General features: G+C 67.2%; 17 protein-coding genes and 1 tRNA gene. 11 read left to right on the top strand and 7 right to left on the bottom strand.

Annotated elements, in window-relative coordinates; genetic code table 11:
• Positions 1–35 precede the first annotated feature (35 nt).
• The 6 genes from rsmG to rpmH all read right to left on the bottom strand — a co-directional run bounded on the left by rsmG (position 36) and on the right by rpmH (position 3558).
• Positions 36–752: a 16S rRNA (guanine(527)-N(7))-methyltransferase RsmG gene (rsmG, locus tag OG385_RS15365; RefSeq protein WP_266855227.1), complete on the bottom strand. Its 717-nt coding sequence runs from the start codon at positions 750–752 to the stop codon at positions 36–38.
• Positions 753–859: 107 nt separating this feature from the next.
• On the bottom strand, positions 860–1372 hold the full coding sequence (locus OG385_RS15360) for a R3H domain-containing nucleic acid-binding protein (protein WP_266855226.1): 513 nt from the start codon (positions 1370–1372) through the stop codon (positions 860–862).
• A gap of 15 nt (positions 1373–1387) precedes the next feature.
• On the bottom strand, positions 1388–2701 hold the full coding sequence (gene yidC, locus OG385_RS15355) for a membrane protein insertase YidC (RefSeq protein WP_266855225.1): 1314 nt from the start codon (positions 2699–2701) through the stop codon (positions 1388–1390).
• Between the two features lie 3 nt (positions 2702–2704).
• Complete coding sequence (yidD, locus tag OG385_RS15350; protein ID WP_250302354.1) at positions 2705–3034, bottom strand: membrane protein insertion efficiency factor YidD; 330 nt, start codon at positions 3032–3034, stop codon at positions 2705–2707.
• Positions 3031–3402 carry a ribonuclease P protein component gene (gene rnpA / locus OG385_RS15345; protein ID WP_164258230.1) on the bottom strand — a complete coding sequence of 124 codons (372 nt, stop codon included), beginning with the start codon at positions 3400–3402 and terminating at the stop codon, positions 3031–3033. The genes yidD and rnpA overlap by 4 nt, the downstream gene beginning before the upstream one ends.
• Positions 3403–3420: 18 nt before the next feature.
• Positions 3421–3558, bottom strand: a complete 138-nt coding sequence (gene rpmH, locus OG385_RS15340) for a 50S ribosomal protein L34 (protein WP_030990579.1) — start codon at positions 3556–3558, stop codon at positions 3421–3423.
• Positions 3559–3921: 363 nt separating this feature from the next.
• Here rpmH and dnaA point away from each other — a divergent pair, with 363 nt between their 5' ends.
• The 11 genes from dnaA to OG385_RS15285 all read left to right on the top strand — a co-directional run bounded on the left by dnaA (position 3922) and on the right by OG385_RS15285 (position 18337).
• The gene (dnaA, locus tag OG385_RS15335; RefSeq protein ID WP_323183767.1) at positions 3922–5685 is read left to right on the top strand and encodes a chromosomal replication initiator protein DnaA; all 1764 of its coding nucleotides are present in this window, start codon (positions 3922–3924) and stop codon (positions 5683–5685) included.
• A gap of 839 nt (positions 5686–6524) precedes the next feature.
• A complete protein-coding gene (gene dnaN / locus OG385_RS15330) occupies positions 6525–7655 on the top strand; it encodes a DNA polymerase III subunit beta (RefSeq protein ID WP_266855224.1) in 1131 nt (376 codons plus the stop codon).
• Positions 7656–7766: 111 nt separating this feature from the next.
• Positions 7767–8645, top strand: a complete 879-nt coding sequence (gnd, locus tag OG385_RS15325) for a phosphogluconate dehydrogenase (NAD(+)-dependent, decarboxylating) (protein WP_266855223.1) — start codon at positions 7767–7769, stop codon at positions 8643–8645.
• A 30-nt stretch (positions 8646–8675) separates the two neighbouring features.
• Positions 8676–9806 carry a DNA replication/repair protein RecF gene (gene recF / locus OG385_RS15320; protein WP_266855222.1) on the top strand — a complete coding sequence of 377 codons (1131 nt, stop codon included), beginning with the start codon at positions 8676–8678 and terminating at the stop codon, positions 9804–9806.
• Positions 9803–10393, top strand: a complete 591-nt coding sequence (locus OG385_RS15315) for a DUF721 domain-containing protein (RefSeq protein ID WP_266855221.1) — start codon at positions 9803–9805, stop codon at positions 10391–10393. Before recF ends, OG385_RS15315 begins: the two co-directional genes overlap by 4 nt.
• A 365-nt stretch (positions 10394–10758) precedes the next feature.
• On the top strand, positions 10759–12822 hold the full coding sequence (gyrB, locus tag OG385_RS15310) for a DNA topoisomerase (ATP-hydrolyzing) subunit B (RefSeq protein WP_323183766.1): 2064 nt from the start codon (positions 10759–10761) through the stop codon (positions 12820–12822).
• Between the two features lie 41 nt (positions 12823–12863).
• Positions 12864–15494: a DNA gyrase subunit A gene (gyrA, locus tag OG385_RS15305; protein ID WP_266855220.1), complete on the top strand. Its 2631-nt coding sequence runs from the start codon at positions 12864–12866 to the stop codon at positions 15492–15494.
• A gap of 93 nt (positions 15495–15587) precedes the next feature.
• Positions 15588–16127: a DUF3566 domain-containing protein gene (locus OG385_RS15300; RefSeq protein WP_266855219.1), complete on the top strand. Its 540-nt coding sequence runs from the start codon at positions 15588–15590 to the stop codon at positions 16125–16127.
• A gap of 59 nt (positions 16128–16186) precedes the next feature.
• Positions 16187–16260 (top strand) — tRNA-Ile (locus OG385_RS15295).
• A 153-nt stretch (positions 16261–16413) separates the two neighbouring features.
• On the top strand, positions 16414–16548 hold the full coding sequence (locus tag OG385_RS15290) for a DLW-39 family protein (protein WP_003958712.1): 135 nt from the start codon (positions 16414–16416) through the stop codon (positions 16546–16548).
• A gap of 565 nt (positions 16549–17113) precedes the next feature.
• The gene (locus OG385_RS15285; protein ID WP_323183765.1) at positions 17114–18337 is read left to right on the top strand and encodes a hypothetical protein; all 1224 of its coding nucleotides are present in this window, start codon (positions 17114–17116) and stop codon (positions 18335–18337) included.
• A 69-nt stretch (positions 18338–18406) separates the two neighbouring features.
• Here OG385_RS15285 and OG385_RS15280 read toward each other — a convergent pair whose 3' ends face one another.
• Positions 18407–19759: a serine/threonine-protein kinase gene (locus OG385_RS15280; protein WP_266855217.1), complete on the bottom strand. Its 1353-nt coding sequence runs from the start codon at positions 19757–19759 to the stop codon at positions 18407–18409.
• Between the last annotated feature and the right edge of the window lie 90 nt (positions 19760–19849).

Raw genomic sequence — 19849 nt, 5'->3', positions numbered from 1 at the left:
GGCAGCTTTTACGGCGTTCGTGACATCACGCTCGCCTAACGGCGTCGCCGGGTCCGGCTCACCCGAGCCGCCTTCGCCCGCTTCGCGGCGAAGCGCACGCCCCCGGGACTCTCCCCCACCTCGACTCGCACCACCGTGGATAGCGGATCGACGATCCCCTCGCCGACCTGAAGCACCGAAGTCTCGACTACGCCCAGCTTGCTCAGTGCTGCCCGCGCGCCCTGAATCTCCTCTTCAGCGGTATCGCCCTTGAGAGCCAGCATCTCCCCGTACGGACGCAGCAGCGGCACGCCCCACCCGGCTAGCCGGTCCAGCGGAGCCACCGCGCGGGCCGTCACCACATGGACCGGCGGCAGCTTGCCCAGAACCTCTTCTGCCCGGCCGCGAACAACCGTCACATGGTCGAGCCCCAGCAGCTCCACCACCTCTTGCAGGAAATTGGTTCGCCGCAGCAGGGGTTCCAGCAACGTGATCTTCAGATCCCTGCGCACCAGAGCCAGTGGGATACCCGGCAGCCCGGCACCGGAGCCCACATCGCAGATGGTCACTCCCTGAGGAACCACCTCGGACAGCACCGCGCAGTTCAGCAGGTGCCGCTCCCAGAGCCTGGGCACCTCACGCGGTCCGATCAGCCCGCGCTTGACCCCCGCGTCCGCCAGCAGCTCCGCGTACCGAACGACTTCCGGGAAGAACTCGCCGAAAACCTCATGCGCCACTTCCGGCGCCTGGGGGAGCTCCGCTGACTCGGTCACGGGGACCGTCCTTCCTTACCGCGCGATACCGCATGGATGGCTGACAACAGGCTGACAAAGATCGGCCCCGCCTGCGAACAGACGGGGCCGACAGAACAATGCACCGGTCAGGCCGGAAGCACAACGACGAAGCGCTGCGGCTCCTCGCCCTCGGACTCACTGCGCAGCCCGGCTGCAGCGATCGCGTCGTGCACTACCTTGCGCTCGAACGGCGTCATCGGGTCGAGCTTGACCGGCTCGCCGGAGCTCTTCACCTCGTCGGCTGCCTTGGCGCCCAGCGCGGCGAGCTCCTCACGCTTCTTGGCCCGGAAACCCGCGATGTCCAGCATCAGCCGGCTGCGGTCCCCGGTCTCCCGGTGCACCGCGAGCCTGGTGAGCTCCTGGAGGGCCTCCAGCACCTCACCGTCGCGTCCCACGAGCTTCTGAAGATCGCGACTGCTCGCATCACTGATGATCGAGACCGCAGCACGGTCGGCCTCGACGTCCATATCGATGTCACCGTCGAGGTCAGCGATGTCGAGCAGGCCCTCGAGGTAGTCAGCCGCGATCTCGCCTTCCTGCTCCAGCCTGCTCAGCGTGTCGCCCTCAGCGGCGGCGGAGGTGGTGGTGCCTTCCGTCACGGGATGGACTCCTTCTTACTTCTTGGACGGGTGCTTGGGGCGCTGCTGGCCCTTGCGCTGCCCGGACTTGGCTTGGCGTGCATTACGAGAAGCGGGCTTGGAGTCCGGCTCGGATTCAGCCTTCGGCTCGTCCTTGTCCAGCGAGGTCTTCTCGGAGGGAGCATCGGCCGTCTTGGCGTCGGCGGGCTTCTCCGAGGCCTTCGCCCCACCGGTCTGCGCCTGGCCTGCCGGGGCAGCACCCGTCTGGCGCTTCGCCTTGGTCTGGCGCTTGGGCTGCTGACGCTTCGGCGCGGCCTCAGCCAGGGTGATGCCTTCGGCCTCGGCAGCCACGGCCGCGTCACTCTTCTCCACCGTGCCATCGGCCTGGGCCACGAGGCCGGCCTTGCTCAGCGTGGTGATGAACTTACGCTCGGCGTCGTTCCGGTCCTTCGTCTCCTTGGACGCGATGCCCTTGATGATGTTGCGCTGGTGACGCGTCCGCGTCGCACCGTGCGCGACCAGGTGCTTCTGCATCCGCTCCAGCAGGCCGGACTGTGCCTGGCTGCCCGGCGTCGGGTTCCGGTGGATCACGAACATCTGCTGTCCCATGGTCCACACGTTGGTGGTGAGCCAGTACACGAGGACACCGACGGGGAAGTTGACGCCCATCACGGCGAACATCACCGGGAAGACGTACATCAGCATCTTCTGCTGCTGCATGAACGGCGTCTTGACGGACATGTCGACGTTCTTCGTCATCAGCTGGCGCTGCGTGTAGAACTGCGACGCCGACATCATGACGATCATGACCGCGGTGACGATCCGGACGTCGGTCAGCGAGGCGCCGAGCGCCGCCACCTTGTCCGAGCTGTCCAAGAACTTCGCGGCCAGCGGGGCACCGAAGATGTGCGCCTTCTGCGCGCTCTCCAGGAGCGGCTTGTCGATGTACCCCTTCGTCTGCCCATTGGCGATGGCAGAAAGCACGTGGTACAGCGCAAAGAAGAACGGCGACTGCGCGATGATCGGCAGGCACGAGGAGAGCGGGTTGGTACCCGTCTCCTTGTACAGCTTCATCATCTCTTCGGACTGACGCTGCTTGTCGCTCTTGTAGCGCTCCTGGATCGCCTTCATCTTCGGCTGGAGCGCCTGCATGCCACGGGTCGACTTGATCTGCTTCACGAAGAGCGGGATCAGGCAGATCCGGATCAGAACCACCAGGGACACGATGGACAGGCCCCAGGCCCAGCCGGTGTCAGGGCCGAAGATGGCTCCGTACAGCGAGTGGAACTGGACGATGACCCACGAAACTGGGGTGGTGATAAAACTGAACAGACTGGCAATCGTGTCCACTAATCAGGCTCCTTGAGCATTGGGCGAGGTCTCTGCGGCCGGGCCGGTCTCCTGGCCGGAGTGCCCGCCCTTGCTTGTCCGCCACGCATTGCGCAGCAGTTCGTGCCAACGCGGACGTTTGCGCGGCGGAACGTGGTCCACGCCACCCGGCGACCAGGGGTTGCATCGCAGGATGCGCCAGGCCGTCAGTGCCGTTCCCTTCACCGCACCGTGCCGGTCGATAGCCGTATATCCGTAGTGGGAACACGACGGGTAGTACCTGCAGACAGGCCCCAGAAGCGGGCTGATCGTCCACTGGTACAACTTGATGAGCGCCAGCAGCGGGTATTTCATCGCGCGCCCCCTCCCAGTAGCCGCGCCAGGGCGGCGTCCAGGTCTCGGGCCAGCTGTGCATGGTCGGCGGTGCCCGCGCCGGGCAGCGCCCGTACGACAACCAGGCTACCGGGGGGCAGCTGGGGGAGCCGATCGCGCACCAGATGGCGAAGCTTCCGCTTCACGGCGGTGCGGACGACCGCTCCGCCCACTGCCTTGCTCACGACGAAACCCGCACGTGTCGGGGGAGTGCTCTCCCCAGGCACATGCGGGTCCGTTGTACCGCTGCGTAGATGGACGACGAGCAACGGGCGACCGGCTCGGCGCCCTCGTCGTACTGCGGCTGCGAAGTCCTCGCGCCGCCTCAGCCGATTCTCGGTAGGCAGCACGTCATGACCTGTACGAGATCAGGCGGACAGGCGGGAGCGACCCTTGCCACGGCGGGTCGCCAGAATGGCGCGACCGGCGCGCGTACGCATACGGAGACGGAAACCGTGGGTCTTCGCGCGACGACGGTTGTTCGGCTGGAAGGTGCGCTTGCTCACTCGGGGGCTCCAGAAATGAATCGGGTGATGGCGGGACATCGCCTGGCTGTCACCGTGCGCCCACGAGTAGCTCGCGAATACGCCCGTGTGCACCGCTTCACGACCACAGATCGTGATCATTGCCCATCGGAGGCAGGCGGCAGCAGCCATCGACAACTCGACCTGGTCACGGTACGCGCGGCTACGCCATCCGGTCAAACCGGCCCTTAGGCTGGCCCCACTGTGCACAGGCTGTGGACAACAACTTGAACCGTGCGGGTCGCCCTGACTACCTTGGCGGAACTCCCAAGTCTTTTTCCTGCCTGTCTTCACCCCCCGTCCCGAGAACCACACATTCGTGGGACCTGCGAGAGAGCGTGCCCTGTGGCTGACGTACCTGCCGATCTTGCCGCAGTGTGGCCACGAGTCCTCGAACGTCTCCTCGGCGAGGGCCAGCAAAATATCGAGCCGAAGGACAAGCAGTGGATCGAGCGCTGCCAGCCTCTGGCTCTCGTGGCGGACACCGCTCTTCTCGCCGTCCCCAATGAATGGGGCAAGCGGGTCCTCGAAGGACGGCTGGCCCCCCTCATCAGCGAGACGCTGAGTCACGAATGCGGCCGCCCGATCCGGATCGCCATCACGGTGGACGACACCATCGGTGATCCCTCCCCGCCGGCCCCGCCGATGCAGCAGTCCCAGCAGCAACAGCAGCCCCGCTACCAGCACCCGCAGCACGACGAGCCCCGGCACAGCGACACGTATGACGGATACGGCCACCGCCCGTCGGACGACGGTATGCCGACGGCCCGGCCCGCATACCCGGACTACCAGCAACAGCGGCCCGACCCGGGAGCCTGGCCGCGCACCCAGGAGGACCTCTCCTGGCAGCAGCCCAGGCTCGGCGGCTTCCAGGAGCGGGACCCCTACACCGGTCCGCGCTCCCAGTCACAGCACGACTACAGGCAGCAGCCGGACCGCCAGCAGTACGAGCAGCAGCGGCCCGAGCGCCACGACCTCCGCGACCCGCAGTCCTCACAGCGTCACCTGCCCGCCCCCAGCGGAGCTCCCGGGCCGCTGGCCGCCCAGCCCGCTCCGGCGCCCGGCCCGGGGGAGCCGCAGGCACGGCTGAACCCCAAGTACCTCTTCGACACGTTCGTCATCGGCGCGTCCAACCGCTTCGCGCACGCGGCCGCAGTCGCTGTCGCCGAAGCGCCGGCCAAGGCGTACAACCCGCTGTTCATCTACGGGGAGTCCGGGCTCGGCAAGACACACCTGCTCCATGCCATCGGCCACTACGCCCGGAGCCTCTATCCGGGAACCCGGGTGCGCTACGTGAGCTCCGAGGAGTTCACCAACGAGTTCATCAACTCGATCCGCGACGGCAAGGGCGACACCTTCCGCAAGCGCTACCGCGATGTCGACATCCTCCTCGTCGACGACATCCAGTTTCTGGCGAGCAAGGAGTCGACGCAGGAGGAGTTCTTCCACACCTTCAACACGCTGCACAACGCGAACAAGCAGATCGTGCTCTCCTCCGACCGCCCGCCCAAGCAGCTGGTGACCCTGGAGGACCGGCTGCGCAACCGGTTCGAGTGGGGCCTCACCACCGACGTGCAGCCGCCGGAACTGGAGACGCGGATCGCGATCCTCCGCAAGAAGGCGGTCCAGGAGCAGCTCAACGCCCCGCCGGAGGTACTGGAGTTCATCGCCTCCCGTATCTCGCGCAACATCCGCGAGCTGGAGGGGGCGCTGATCCGGGTGACGGCGTTCGCCTCGCTCAACCGCCAGCCGGTGGATCTCGGGCTCACCGAGATCGTTCTGAAGGATCTGATCCCCGGTGGGGAGGACGCGGCCCCGGAGATCACCGCGAGCGCCATCATGGCGGCGACGGCCGACTACTTCGGTCTGACCATCGAGGACCTCTGCGGATCCTCGCGCAGCCGCGTGCTGGTGACGGCCCGGCAGATCGCGATGTACCTCTGCCGTGAGCTCACGGACCTCTCACTGCCCAAGATCGGGGCGCAGTTCGGCGGCCGTGACCACACGACCGTGATGCACGCGGACCGGAAGATCCGTGCGCTGATGGCCGAGCGGCGTTCCATCTACAACCAGGTCACGGAGCTCACCAACCGCATCAAGAACGGCTGACCGAGCGGCTTCCAGAACCTCCGAAGGGCGCCCCCGGGACTTGAGTCCGGGGGCGCCCTTCGCTGTTCCCCGCCGTTCTCCGCATGTTCCTCGCACCGACGGTGTTCGAATACGGGGCTGCACGCGTATGTTCTCCACAGCATTGGGGGCGATAGGCCGTCCACACCCTGGGGACTGATCAGTTGTCCAGATTGTGTCCACAGGGACAGCGCCTGAGACTCCATCAGTCCAGGTCAGGCGGTTGTGGATTTGTGGCCAACCCCTGTCCACAGCCTGTGGACGGATTTTTCTTCCACAGCCCCGGGCATTCGTTGTCCACCGGCGGCCCACAGGCAGGGCCCTGTTGTCCCCAGCTTCTCCACACCCTTGTCCACTGTTCGGCAACGAAACACCCGTGGTCACCGGGTCGAGTGAAAGCCGTCACACCAAGGTGGTTGGTTGGGCTGTGGGCAAGGTGGGTAAAGCTGGGGACGGAGCTGGGGAGAAGTCCCCCTCCCCTGTGTACCGAGTGTGCAGAACTTTTCGCCGTCCACAGAGCCGGGCACTTTTCCACCGGCTCCACCCACAGGCACGGTGGACAAAAAACCGTCTCTGAGCTGCGCAAACGCGGTTATCCACGGTTTCCACAGCACCTACTACTACTACCCCCTGGAGTTACCGGGGAATTGGCTTCGAAGTGGGCGCTGTGCACAACTTGCCGCCGGAGCCCCTGGTGCGGCTCGGCACGACTTGACCCCGACGCGCACCGACTGTCGGCGGCGTACGTCAGACTGGTCCCCGGCGAGAAGCCGACGACGAAGGCCAGCAGGGCGAGCGAGCAACAGCAGGAGGCGGTTCCGGTGAAGATCCGGGTGGAGCGCGATGTACTCGCGGAGGCGGTGGCCTGGGCGGCCCGCAGCCTTCCGGCCCGTCCGCCGGTGCCCGTTCTTGCGGGCCTGCTGCTCAAGGCCGAGGAAGGCACGCTGAGCCTCTCCGGCTTCGACTACGAGGTCTCGGCGCGGGTCTCGGTCGACGCGGAGATCGAGGAGCACGGCACCGTGCTCGTCTCCGGCCGGCTGCTCGCCGACATCTGCCGTGCCCTCCCCAACCGCCCGGTGGAGATCTCCACCGACGGGGTCAGGGCGACCGTGGTCTGCGGCTCCTCCCGGTTCACCCTCCACACCCTTCCTGTGGAGGAGTACCCGGCGCTGCCGCAGATGCCGACCGCGACGGGCACCGTCCCCGGTGAGGTCTTCGCCTCCGCCGCGGCCCAGGTGGCCATCGCCGCGGGCCGTGACGACACGCTGCCCGTTCTCACCGGCGTACGGATCGAGATCGAGGGTGACCGGGTCACCCTGGCGTCCACCGACCGCTACCGCTTCGCGGTCCGTGAGTTCCTGTGGAAGCCGGAGGACCCGGAGGCATCCGCGGTCGCGCTGGTGCCCGCCAAGACGCTCCTGGACACCGCCAAGTCGCTGACCAGCGGTGACACCGTGACGCTCGCGCTGTCCGGGTCCGGCGCAGGCGAGGGCCTGATCGGTTTCGAGGGTGCGGGCCGGCGTACGACCACACGGCTTCTCGAAGGCGACCTGCCGAAGTACCGGACGCTCTTCCCGACCGAGTTCAACTCGATCGCCGTGATCGAGACGCCCGCGTTCGTCGAGGCCGTCAAGCGTGTCTCCCTCGTCGCCGAGCGGAACACTCCGGTGCGGCTCAGCTTCGAGCAGGGTGTGCTGATCCTGGAGGCCGGGTCGAGCGACGACGCACAGGCTGTGGAGCGGGTGGACGCCAAGCTCGACGGCGACGACATCTCGATCGCCTTCAACCCGACCTTCCTGCTGGACGGTCTCAGTGCGATCGACTCCCCCGTCGCCCAGCTCTCCTTCACGACGTCGACCAAGCCCGCACTGCTCAGCGGCCGGCCTGCTCTCGATGCCGAGGCGGACGACGCCTACAAGTACCTGATCATGCCTGTGCGGCTGTCGGGCTGAGCCGGTTCGAGGCCGTACGTCTGAGCGGCTTACCCCGCAGGTGTGTACCCGTGTCCCGGCGTACGCTCGGACGCGGGTACGAAACGCCACCACGTCACTAAGGATCTTCTGATGGAGCTCGGTCTCGTCGGCCTCGGCAAGATGGGCGGGAACATGCGCGAGCGCATCCGCCGCGCTGGTCACACCGTCATCGGTTACGACCGCAACCCGGACGTAGCCGATGTCCACAGCCTGGAAGAGCTTGTGGGCAAGCTCAAGGGCCCCCGCGTCGTGTGGGTCATGGTTCCGGCAGGTGCCGCGACCCAGTCCACAGTCGACGAGCTGGCCGACCTGCTCTCCCCGGGCGATGTTGTGGTGGACGGCGGCAACTCGCGCTGGACGGACGACGAGAAGCACGCGGTCGAGCTGGGCATCAAGGGCATCGGCTTCGTCGACTGCGGTGTCTCCGGTGGCGTCTGGGGCCTGGAGAACGGCTACGCGCTGATGTACGGCGGCGACGCCGAGAACGTCGCGAAGGTCCAGCCGGTCTTCGACGCGCTCAAGCCCGAAGGGGAGTTCGGCTCGGTCCACGCGGGCAAGGTCGGCGCCGGCCACTTCGCCAAGATGGTCCACAACGGCATCGAGTACGCCATGATGCAGGCGTACGCCGAGGGCTGGGAGCTCCTGGAGAAGGTCGACTCCGTCACCGACGTGCGCGAGGTCTTCCGCTCCTGGCAGGAGGGCACGGTCATCCGTTCCTGGCTGCTCGACCTCGCGGTCAACGCACTGGACGACGACGAGCACCTCGACCAGCTCCGTGGTTTCGCCGCTGATTCGGGCGAAGGACGCTGGACGGTCGAGGCCGCGATCGACAACGCGGTGCCGCTGCCCGCGATCACCGCGTCGCTCTTCGCCCGCTTCGCCTCGCGCCAGGACGACTCTCCGCAGATGAAGATGATCGCCGCACTGCGTAACCAGTTCGGTGGCCACGCGGTCGAGAACAAGAAGTAAGCCAGCAGCAGGGAAGGTCGGCGCACGGTCATGCACGTCACGCATCTGTCGCTGGCCGACTTCCGCTCGTACGCCCGGGTCGAGGTGCCTCTCGATCCGGGCGTCACTGCGTTCGTGGGTGCCAACGGCCAGGGCAAGACGAACCTCGTCGAGGCGGTCGGCTATCTGGCTACGCTCGGCAGCCACCGGGTCTCCTCCGATGCGCCGCTGGTGCGGATGGGGGCCGACCGCGCGGTGATCCGGGCTGCGGTGACCCAGGGCGAGCGGTCTCAGCTGGTCGAGCTGGAACTCAACCCGGGACGGGCCAACAGGGCCCGGATCAACCGGTCTTCGCAAGTCAGGCCGCGCGATGTCCTGGGGATCGTCCGGACTGTGCTCTTCGCGCCCGAGGATCTGGCCCTGATCAAGGGCGATCCGGGTGAGCGCCGCCGGTTCCTGGATGAACTGATCACGGCGCGTTCGCCGCGGATGGCCGGTGTGCGCTCCGACTACGAGCGGGTGCTGAAACAGCGCAACACGCTGCTGAAGTCCGCGGCGATGGCCCGCAGACACGGCGGCAAGTCCATGGACATGTCCACACTCGACGTCTGGGACCAGCATCTGGGGCGGGTGGGCGCCGAGTTGCTGGCGCAGCGGCTGGACCTGATCGCCACGTTGCAGCCGCTGGCCGACAAGGCGTACGAGCAGGTGGCGCCCGGTGGCGGGCCGGTTGTGCTGGAGTACCGGAGCTCGCTGGGTGAGGGGATCGAGGCAGCTCAGTCGAAGGACGAGCTGTACGAGCAGTTGATCGCCGCGCTGGTGGGGGTCCGTAAGCAGGAGATCGAGCGCGGGGTGACCCTGGTCGGTCCGCACCGTGACGACCTGGTGCTGAAGCTCGGCAGGCTGCCGGCCAAGGGGTACGCGAGCCACGGTGAGTCCTGGTCGTATGCGCTGGCGCTGCGGCTGGCCTCGTACGACTTGCTGCGGACCGAGGGCAATGAGCCGGTGCTGGTGCTCGACGATGTCTTCGCGGAGCTGGACGTACGGCGCAGGGAGAGACTTGCCGAGCTGGTGGCGCCGGGGGAACAGGTGCTGGTGACGGCTGCGGTGGACGACGATGTGCCGGGTGTCCTGGCGGGTGTGCGGTTCGCGGTCTCGGACGGGGCGGTGGACCGGGTATGAGCGGATCCTCCCTTCCGGGCGAGGACGGCGGGGAACCGCGCGGTTCCGGCTCCGCCCTTCCACCCGGACCTGAGGTGGCGAAGGTTCCGGAGTCCTCGGGGATCGACCTGGCACGGGTCGCGTTGCGGGCGGCCAAGGAGCAGGCGAAGGCGCGGGGGGCGGCCGCGCAGCAGAAGAAGCAGGCGAAGCGCGGTGGACTGCGCTCGGGCGCGCGGGCCGACGGGCGCGACCCTCTGCCGCTGGGCGCCGCCATCAACCGGCTGATCACTGAGCGTGGCTGGGAGACACCGGCCGCGGTGGGCGGGGTGATGGGCCGCTGGCCGCAGATCGTGGGCGAGGACCTCGCGAACCACTGTGTCCCCCAGCGCTACGACGAGGATGCCCGGGTGCTGACCGTGCAGTGCGATTCGACTGCCTGGGCGACGCAGCTGAGGCTGCTGGCGCCGCAACTGGTGGCCCGGCTGAACGCGGATCTGGGCCATGGCACGGTGAAGCTGCTGAAGGTTCTTGGCCCGGGCGGGCCGCCACGGCGGTTCGGACCACTGCGGGCACCAGGGAGCAAGGGCCCGGGCGATACGTACGGCTGAGGCCGGCGATGCCTGCCCCTGGTGTCGTTTCCGCACGGGCGGCCTCTGTGATCTCGTCCGAAATGTGTGCTGTTTCACGTGAAACAGCACACAGTGGGACTGTGCAGGATGGAGCGCTACTCGGAGGGTGTCCCTCACCGTAGCGGGAGGTTGACAGCCCGAGGCGCTGAAAGCCCGTGTGAGCCTCTTGGAGCCCCTTCCTTGATATGGGGAGTCGTTCGGCGCCGGTTCAGGGCGGCACATGTGGACTCAGGTACCGGCAAACCCCCATTGATGTCTGCGCTACCGGTAGACTGAGAGACAATCCCGCCACTCGCGGAACATGTCGAACGACGCAGCCGCTCCTGCCTGCCCTGGAGAGGCCTGTGCTGTGCCAGAAAGGGCGCTTCGTGGCCGATTCCGGCAACCCCAATGAGATCCCCCCGTCCACTGTCGGTGAGCACGGCGAGGTAACCGCCTCGTACGACGCCAGCGCGATCACTGTCCTTGAGGGGCTGGACGCGGTCCGCAAGCGGCCCGGCATGTACATCGGCTCGACCGGTGAGCGCGGACTCCATCATCTGGTGTACGAGGTCGTCGACAACTCGGTCGACGAGGCCCTGGCCGGGCACGCGGACACCATTGATGTCACGATCCTCGCCGATGGCGGGGTACGCGTGGTCGACAACGGCCGCGGTATCCCGGTCGACATCGTGCCCTCGGAGAACAAGCCGGCCGTCGAGGTCGTCCTGACCGTGCTGCACGCCGGTGGCAAGTTCGGCGGCGGCGGTTATGCCGTCTCCGGTGGTCTGCACGGTGTGGGTGTGTCCGTCGTCAACGCCCTCTCCGCCAAGGTCGCGGTGGATGTCAAGCGTGACGGCTACCGCTGGACGCAGGACTACAAGCTCGGTGTCCCGACGGCGCCGCTGGCCCGTAACGGGGCAACCGAGGAGAGCGGCACCACCGTCACCTTCTGGGCCGACGGGGACATCTTCGAGACGACCGACTACTCCTTCGAGACGCTGTCGAGGCGTTTCCAGGAGATGGCGTTCCTCAACAAGGGCCTCACCCTGACGCTGACCGACGAGCGCGAGTCGGCGAAGGCCACCGCGGGCGCGGACACGGTGGGCGAGGTCGCGGAGGAAGAGCAGGTCCGCACCGTCACGTACCACTACGAGGGCGGCATCGTCGACTTCGTGAAGTACCTCAACTCGCGCAAGGGTGAGCTCATCCACCCGACCGTGATCGACGTCGAGGCCGAGGACAAGGAGCGCCTCCTCTCGGCCGAGATCGCGATGCAGTGGAACTCGCAGTACAGCGAGGGCGTGTACTCCTTCGCGAACACGATCCACACGCATGAGGGCGGCACCCACGAGGAGGGCTTCCGGGCCGCTCTGACGGGCCTGGTCAACCGGTACGCGCGCGAGAAGAAGCTGCTGCGCGAGAAGGACGACAACCTCTCCGGTGAGGACATCCGCGAGGGTCTGACGGCGATCATCTCGGTGAAGCTGGGCGAGCCGCAGTTCGAGGGCCAGACGAAGACCAAGCTGGGCAACACGGAGGCGAAGACCTTCGTGCAGAAGGTCGTCTACGAGCACCTCACGGACTGGTTCGACCGGAACCCGAACGAGGCCGTCGACATCATCCGCAAGGCCATCCAGGCGCAGACGGCACGGGTGGCGGCGCGTAAGGCACGTGACCTGACCCGGCGGAAGGGCCTGCTGGAGAGTGCCTCGTTGCCGGGCAAGCTCAGCGACTGCCAGTCGAACGACCCGACGAAGTGCGAGATCTTCATCGTCGAGGGTGACTCCGCCGGTGGTTCGGCGAAGTCCGGGCGTAACCCGATGTACCAGGCGATCCTGCCGATCCGAGGCAAGATCCTGAACGTCGAGAAGGCGCGGATCGACAAGATCCTCCAGAACACCGAGGTCCAGGCCCTGATCTCAGCGTTCGGTACCGGGGTCCACGAGGACTTCGACATCGAGAAGCTCCGCTATCACAAGATCATTCTGATGGCGGACGCCGACGTCGACGGTCAGCACATCAACACGCTGCTTCTGACGTTCCTCTTCCGGTTCATGCGGCCGCTGGTCGAGGCCGGGCACGTGTATCTGTCGCGCCCGCCGCTGTTCAAGATCAAGTGGGGTCGGGACGACTTCGAGTACGCGTACTCGGACACGGAGCGGGACGCTCTGGTCGAGCTCGGCAAGCAGAGCGGCAAGCGCGTCAGGGACGACTCGATCCAGCGCTTCAAGGGTCTCGGTGAGATGAACGCCGAGGAACTGCGCATCACCACGATGGACGTGGACCACCGTGTGCTCGGCCAGGTCACGCTCGACGACGCGGCGCAGGCCGACGATCTGTTCTCGGTGCTGATGGGTGAGGACGTCGAAGCGCGGCGCTCGTTCATTCAGCGCAACGCCAAGGACGTTCGGTTCCTCGACATCTGAGTCGGTCTCGGCTGACCGCACTGAAAGGACTTTGACCAGCAATGGCCGACGAGAATTCCCCTGTGATGCCCGAACAGCCGCCTGCTGTCCCCGGCATCGGTATGCGTGTCGAGCCGGTGGGGCTCGAAACGGAGATGCAGCGTTCGTATCTCGACTACGCGATGTCCGTCATCGTGTCTCGTGCGCTGCCGGACGTGCGGGACGGTCTGAAGCCCGTCCATCGCCGGGTGCTGTACGCGATGTACGACGGCGGCTACCGGCCCGAGAAGGGCTTCTACAAGTGCGCCCGTGTCGTCGGTGACGTCATGGGCACCTACCACCCGCACGGCGACTCCTCGATTTACGACGCCCTGGTCCGGCTGGCCCAGCACTGGTCGATGCGTATGCCGCTGGTGGACTCGAACGGGAACTTCGGCTCTCCCGGCAACGACCCGGCCGCCGCGATGCGGTACACCGAGTGCAAGATGATGCCCCTGTCCATGGAGATGGTCAGGGACATCGACGAGGAGACCGTCGACCTCCAGGACAACTACGACGGCCGTAACCAGGAGCCGGTGGTTCTCCCGGCCAGGTTCCCGAACCTGCTGGTCAACGGCTCCGCCGGCATCGCGGTCGGCATGGCCACCAACATTCCTCCGCACAACCTGCGCGAGGTGGCGGCCGGAGCCCAGTGGTATCTGGAGAACCCGGAGGCCTCGCACGAGGATCTTCTGGACGCCCTGCTGGAGCGCATCAAGGGCCCGGACTTCCCGACCGGCGCACTGGTTGTGGGGCGCAAGGGCATCGAGGAGGCGTACCGCACCGGGCGCGGCTCCATCACGATGCGTGCTGTGGTCGCGGTCGAGGAGATCCAGAACCGCCAGTGCCTGGTGGTCACGGAGCTTCCGTACCAGACCAACCCCGACAACCTCGCGCAGAAGATCGCCGACCTGGTGAAGGACGGCAAGGTCGGCGGGATCGCCGACGTGCGGGACGAGACCTCGTCGCGCACGGGGCAGCGACTTGTCGTCGTGCTGAAGCGTGACGCGGTTGCCAAGGTCGTGCTGAACAACCTCTACAAGCACACCGATCTCCAGTCGAACTTCAGCGCCAACATGCTGGCGCTGGTCGACGGTGTACCGCGCACCCTGTCGATCGACGCGTTCATCCGGCACTGGGTGACGCACCAGATCGAGGTCATCGTCCGGCGCACCAAGTTCCGGTTGCGCAAGGCCGAGGAGCGCGCCCACATTCTGCGTGGTCTGCTCAAGGCGCTGGACGCGATCGACGAGGTCATCGCGCTGATCCGGCGCAGCCAGACGGTCGATGTCGCGCGCGAGGGCCTGATGGGCCTGCTGGAGATCGACGAGATTCAGGCGAACGCGATCCTGGAGATGCAGCTGCGCCGACTGGCCGCGCTGGAGCACCAGAAGATCACGGCCGAGTTCAACGAGCTCCAGGCGAAGATCAACGAGTACAACGCGATCCTGGTCTCGCCCGAGCGCCAGCGGCAGATCGTCAGCGAGGAGCTGGCGGTCATCGTCGACAAGTTCGGCGACGACCGGCGCTCGAAACTCGTGCCCTTCGACGGTGACATGTCCATCGAGGACCTGATCGCCGAGGAGGACATTGTCGTCACCATCACGAACGGTGGTTACGTCAAGCGCACCAAGACCGAGGACTACCGCTCGCAGAAGCGCGGCGGTAAGGGCGTGCGGGGCACCAAGCTGAAGCAGGACGACATCGTCGACCACTTCTTCGTCTCCACGACCCACCACTGGCTGCTGTTCTTCACGAACAAGGGCCGGGTGTACCGGGCTAAGGCCTACGAACTCCCGGACGCGGGCCGCGACGCGCGCGGCCAGCACGTCGCCAACCTGCTGGCGTTCCAGCCGGACGAGCAGATCGCACAGATCCTGGCGATCCGTGACTACGACGCGGCGCCGTATCTGATCCTCGCCACCAAGGGTGGCCTGGTGAAGAAGACACCGCTCAAGGACTATGACTCGCCTCGTTCGGGCGGCGTCATCGCGATCAACCTGCGGGAGACCCCGGACGGCAGCGACGACGAGCTGATCGGCGCCGAGCTGGTGTCGGCCGAGGACGATCTGCTGCTGGTCAGCAGGAAGGCTCAGTCGATCCGGTTCACGGCGACGGACGACGCCCTGCGGCCCATGGGACGCGCGACATCCGGTGTGAAGGGCATGAGTTTCCGCGAGGGCGACGAGCTGCTCTCGATGAATGTCGTCAGGCCGGGTACTTTCGTGTTCACTGCCACTGACGGCGGGTACGCCAAGCGGACCCCCGTCGACGAGTACCGCGTCCAGGGCCGCGGCGGTCTGGGTATCAAGGCTGCCAAGATCGTGGAGGACCGGGGCTCGCTGGTCGGCGCGCTGGTGGTCGAGAGTACGGATGAAATCCTCGCCATCACGCTCGGCGGTGGTGTGATTCGTACGCGAGTCAATGAAGTCAGGGAGACGGGCCGTGACACCATGGGCGTCCAACTGATCAACCTGGGCAAGCGCGATGCCGTGGTCGGTATCGCTCGCAATGCCGAGGCCGGCCGAGAGGCCGAAGAGATTGACGCGGTCGACGGCGATGCGGATGCGGTCGACAGTGGTTCGGTCGACGCTGACACGGTCGAAGCGGTAGTCGAAGGCACCGAGCCTTCGGCAGGGGAGCACGAGGAGTAGAACGTGAGTGGAGCCACGGGCGACGGAGCGGCCGCTTCCGGAGCCGGAGCACGCAGTGCCCGTGGCCCTGCCGCGGACTCTCAAGGGGGAACGGTGACGGACACGCGTGGGGCGCAGCCGCAGTACGAGTCGCAGCCGTACCAGCCGCCGCAGGCCTACCCGTCGCCGTCGGCCGGCGGTGCGCAGGGTGGTCAGCGTACGGGCGGCGGCGGTACGCAGGCAGGAGTGCGCCGGCCGCGGACCGGGGCGCGAACGACTCCCCGCACGCGGAAGGCCCGGCTGCGGGTGGCCAAGGCCGATCCGTGGTCGGTGATGAAGGTCAGCTTCCTGCTGTCCATCGCGCTGGGCGTCTGCACCATTGTGGCGGCCGCGGTGCTGTGGATGGTCATGGACGCCATGGGCGTCTTCTCGACAGTGGGCGGGACCATCAGCGAGGCCACCGGCTCAACTGACGGCAGCGGCTTCGATCTTCAGTCGTTCCTCTCGCTGCCGCGGGTGCTGCTGTTCACATCGGTCATCGCGGTGATCGATGTGGTGCTGGCCACAGCACTGGCGACGCTGGGTGCCTTCATCTACAACCTGTCGGCCGGGTTTGTCGGCGGTGTCGAGCTGACCCTCGCCGAGGACGAGTAGAGGCTCAGCTATCGATTTTGGGACTGGCCCTGGAGTGCGCTAATCTTCAGGGGCAGCGCGGGGCTATAGCTCAGTTGGTTAGAGCGCATCCCTGATAAGGATGAGGCCACAGGTTCAAATCCTGTTAGCCCCACCGCGAACGTCGGCCCGGACAGTTTTTCTGTCCGGGCCGACTGCATTACGGGGCCCGATAGTTGGACGGGAACTAGGTCACCGATCGGTATCGGCCGGTGTGTATAGTCGGGCGCCAGAAGTCCCTTACGTCAAGGAAAGACGAGGTCGCGCGGTGAAGAAGCTTCTCCTGGTCGCACTGGCCGCCATTGGCGGGCTCCTCGTGTACCGCCAGATCCAGGCGGATCGCGCCGAGCAGGATCTGTGGACGGAGGCGACTGACTCCGTGCCCGCAGGTTCGGGTGTGTGAGACACAGCGTCTTGAATGCAGGGCCCCGGTCGCTTTTTGCGGCCGGGGCCCTGTGACGTTCGCGCTGTGACTCCGGATTCGGGTTCACCCTCGCAATCAGGGGCGCTGTGCGGGCCGTGTGAGCCGAGGTGGGCCCTCTCTCGGCCTTGTGGCGGCTCCTTGCGGGGCGCGCCGCCAGGTGCCCTTCTCCTGGCTCCTGCGGAGGTGCTGGCCCGGGCTCGGGTGCTGGCTCCTGGCGCTGATGTTTCACGTGGAACATCCTTCGGCCGACGACGGACGGCCGGACGGCCGGACGGGAACGGTAAGGACCATCCAGCTGTGCACGCAGACAACGTGATGACGGACCGGGCAGGATGGGCCGGGACCGCGTTCGTTGCCGCGGTCACTGGTGCGGCCCGCGTGATGCTGGTGATCTCGGGGGTGGTCATTGGGCGGGGCGGCGCCCGGCTGACGGGCGGACAACGGGGGGAATCAGGTGAAGAGGCGGCGCAGCTTGGGCCGGGTCGCGCTGGCCGCAGTGGCGGCGGTGTGCTCGGTGGGGGCTTTTCCGGGGCAGGCGGCGGCTGTGGGTGAGCCCGGGCCGTACGCCTTCGACCACCATGCGACGACGGTGGCGGGGGCTGTGGCCAGCACCGATGCGAAGCAGCTCAAGGCAGGTTCGACCTACCGCTCCTCGATCGAACCGGGCGGCCAGCTCTACTACCAGGTCGAGCTGGACGCTGCCTCCGACGCCTATGTCTCCGCCGTGGCCGTACCCAGGCGCGGGCCGCAAGAGAAGGTCGACTACGCCGACGGCATCAAGGTGTCCCTCCAGGACCTCAAGGGGAACTCCTGCGGGAATGACAACGATGCGGTGTTCGGCTCCGCCGGCTACCCGCGGCCGATCGCGGCTCATGCCACACGCACAGTCAAGAAGGACGGCATCTTCTGCCAGTCGGCAGGGCCGTACTACGTGCTGATCGAGAGGACCACCAAGGCCACCTCCGCCCAGGACGAGTGGGGGCTGGAGATCCGCGTCGATTCGGAGCCCGGACTGAAGTCCGGCTCGGCGGGCCCGACGGAGGCACCGTCCAGCTGGCCGTCCGCATCGCCCGCTCCGCCGGCGGGCACGGCACAGCGGGCCGAGGGTGGTACAGGGTTCAATGATGCTGCCGCGCTGAAGCCCGGTGTGTGGGACGACCGGATCAAGCCCGGTCAGACCCGTTTCTACCGGGTGCCGGTCGGCTGGGGTCAGCAGCTCTTCGCCAGCGCCGATCTCGGTAGCTCCACCGGCAGCGGCTTCGTCGCCAGCGCCCTGAACGTGCAGTTGTACAACCCGGTCCGGTCCGCGGTCTCCACGGGCTACACGCTGTACGACGGGAAGCCGAAGTCGGCAGCACCGGACCCGCTGCCACCGGTGGCGTACCGGAACCGGTACAGCGTGCGTGACGAGGTCAGCGGGGCACGGATGGCCGGTGACTACTATTTCGCGGTCACCCTCAGCCCGGACGTCGCGAAGAGTTTCGGGGAGAAGGAGTACGGGCTGACGCTGAGGATGAGCGTCAAGGGCACGGAGGGGCCGCCACCGGCGTACGCGGGCGCGGTGCCCCACTACGGAACATCGGCCGGTGAGAGCGCGGGCCACGGCGCCATGAGGCTGGTGGGGATCGCCGGGATCAGTGCGGGCACGGTGCTGGTACTGGGACTCGGCGTGTGGTCGCTGCTCGCGAGGCGGCGCGCGGGAACGGTGCCGGTCCAGCAGCCGGGACGGCAGTCCCCGCCGCAGTACGGGCCGCCTTCCGCCTGGTAATTCGACAATGCGGTGCCTGCGGTGCTGCGGGCGGCAGTGGGTCCCGGGGCCGGTCCCCTCGGCTCCGGGTCAGCTCTGTGTCAGCGCCCAGATGCCCACGGCGAAGCAGATCAGCGCGATCACCAGGACCGGGACCGTCACCTTGGGGGGCGGTCCCGGACGTGTGCGAGGGACCGGCACCGACTGGGTGGGAACCTGCGAGGGCCGAGCGGTGTACCTATCAGTGTGGGGTTGTTCGTGCAGGGCCCGACCAGGGAGGGGGGAGGTCGTATGCGGGACCGCGGGGTGGGCTGCGGGCGGCGGTGCCGGTGCTGGGGCGGCTGCCGATCCGGGAGGTGGGGCCAGGTGGAAGCTGCCTGTTTCGGACATCGCAGGGTGCTGTGGCTGCTGCTGGTGGGGTACGGGCTGCTGTTCGGTCGGGGGGTGGGCCGGTATCCCTTGCTGCGTTGGCGTCTGCCGTACGGGGGACTGGGGCGCGGTTCCGGGCTGCGGCCCGGGTGCTTGCTGAGCCCCGAGCCGGTGAGACGAGCTGTTCTGTTCCCGGACAGGGCCTTCGGGGCCGAATCCGCTGGGCAGTGGGCCGATCTGGTCGGAGACCTCGACGGGCTCCTCGCCGGGGCGTGGTTCGGCCAGCAGTTCCGCTGCCGTGGCCAGCGCCTTGCGGGTGCCGTTCGCCGTACGGAACCGCGCCTGGGGGTCCGGCTGAAGCAGTCCGGCGAGCACCTGCCACAGCGGCTCGGGGATGCCCTGGGGTGCGCCGGGCGTGCCGTGGGCCGCGAAGTACTCCACGAGGGCTCTGGAGTCGGGCCGGGCGCCCTGGAGCAGATAGAGCGCGACCAGGCCGACCGCGAACAGGTCGGCTGTGAAGTCCGGTTCGGCACCCAGCATCTGCTCCGGTGCGAAGTAGCCGGGCGTCCCCACCACATAGTTGTTCTCGGTGAGGCGGGGCTCGCCCTTGCGCATCGAGATGCCGAAGTCGGACAGCCGCAGATGCGGCCGTCCGGCCCCGGTGGCTTCCATCAGGATGTTCGCCGGCTTGATGTCGCGGTGTACGACGCCTTCCGCGTGGACGGCGGCAAGCCCGGCCAGCAGTTGATCGAGCAGCGTACAGACAAACCGTGGTGGCAGCGGGCCGTAGTCACTGATGACTTGGACGAGCGAACCTCCGCTCACGAGTTCCATGGTGAACAACACCTGGTCGTCGTCCGCGGCCCAGCTGGCGGGGGCGAGCACATGAGGGTGGTCTATGCGCAGTGCCTGTTCGCGCACGAAGCGCAGCAGGGTGTGTGCATCGCTCTGCTGGAGCACCTTGGCCGCCACATAACGACGCCTGCGGTGGTCCCACGCACGCCAGACCGCTCCGACGCCCCCGCGCCCGATCGGGTCGACCAGTTCGTACCGCCCGGCGAAGACCTCACCCATGCGCTGTACCCATGCTCTGCACCCGCCCCCCTGTCAGCTGCGCCTCAGCCAGCCGCGCTGAGCAAGCCGCGTCCAGTCGGCCGCGCGCAG

The organism is Streptomyces sp. NBC_01306 (assembly GCF_026340465.1).
GTDB lineage: Bacteria > Actinomycetota > Actinomycetes > Streptomycetales > Streptomycetaceae > Streptomyces.
The sequence above is the reverse complement of the archived record's forward strand: the minus strand, read 5'-3'. Positions and strand labels throughout refer to the sequence as shown.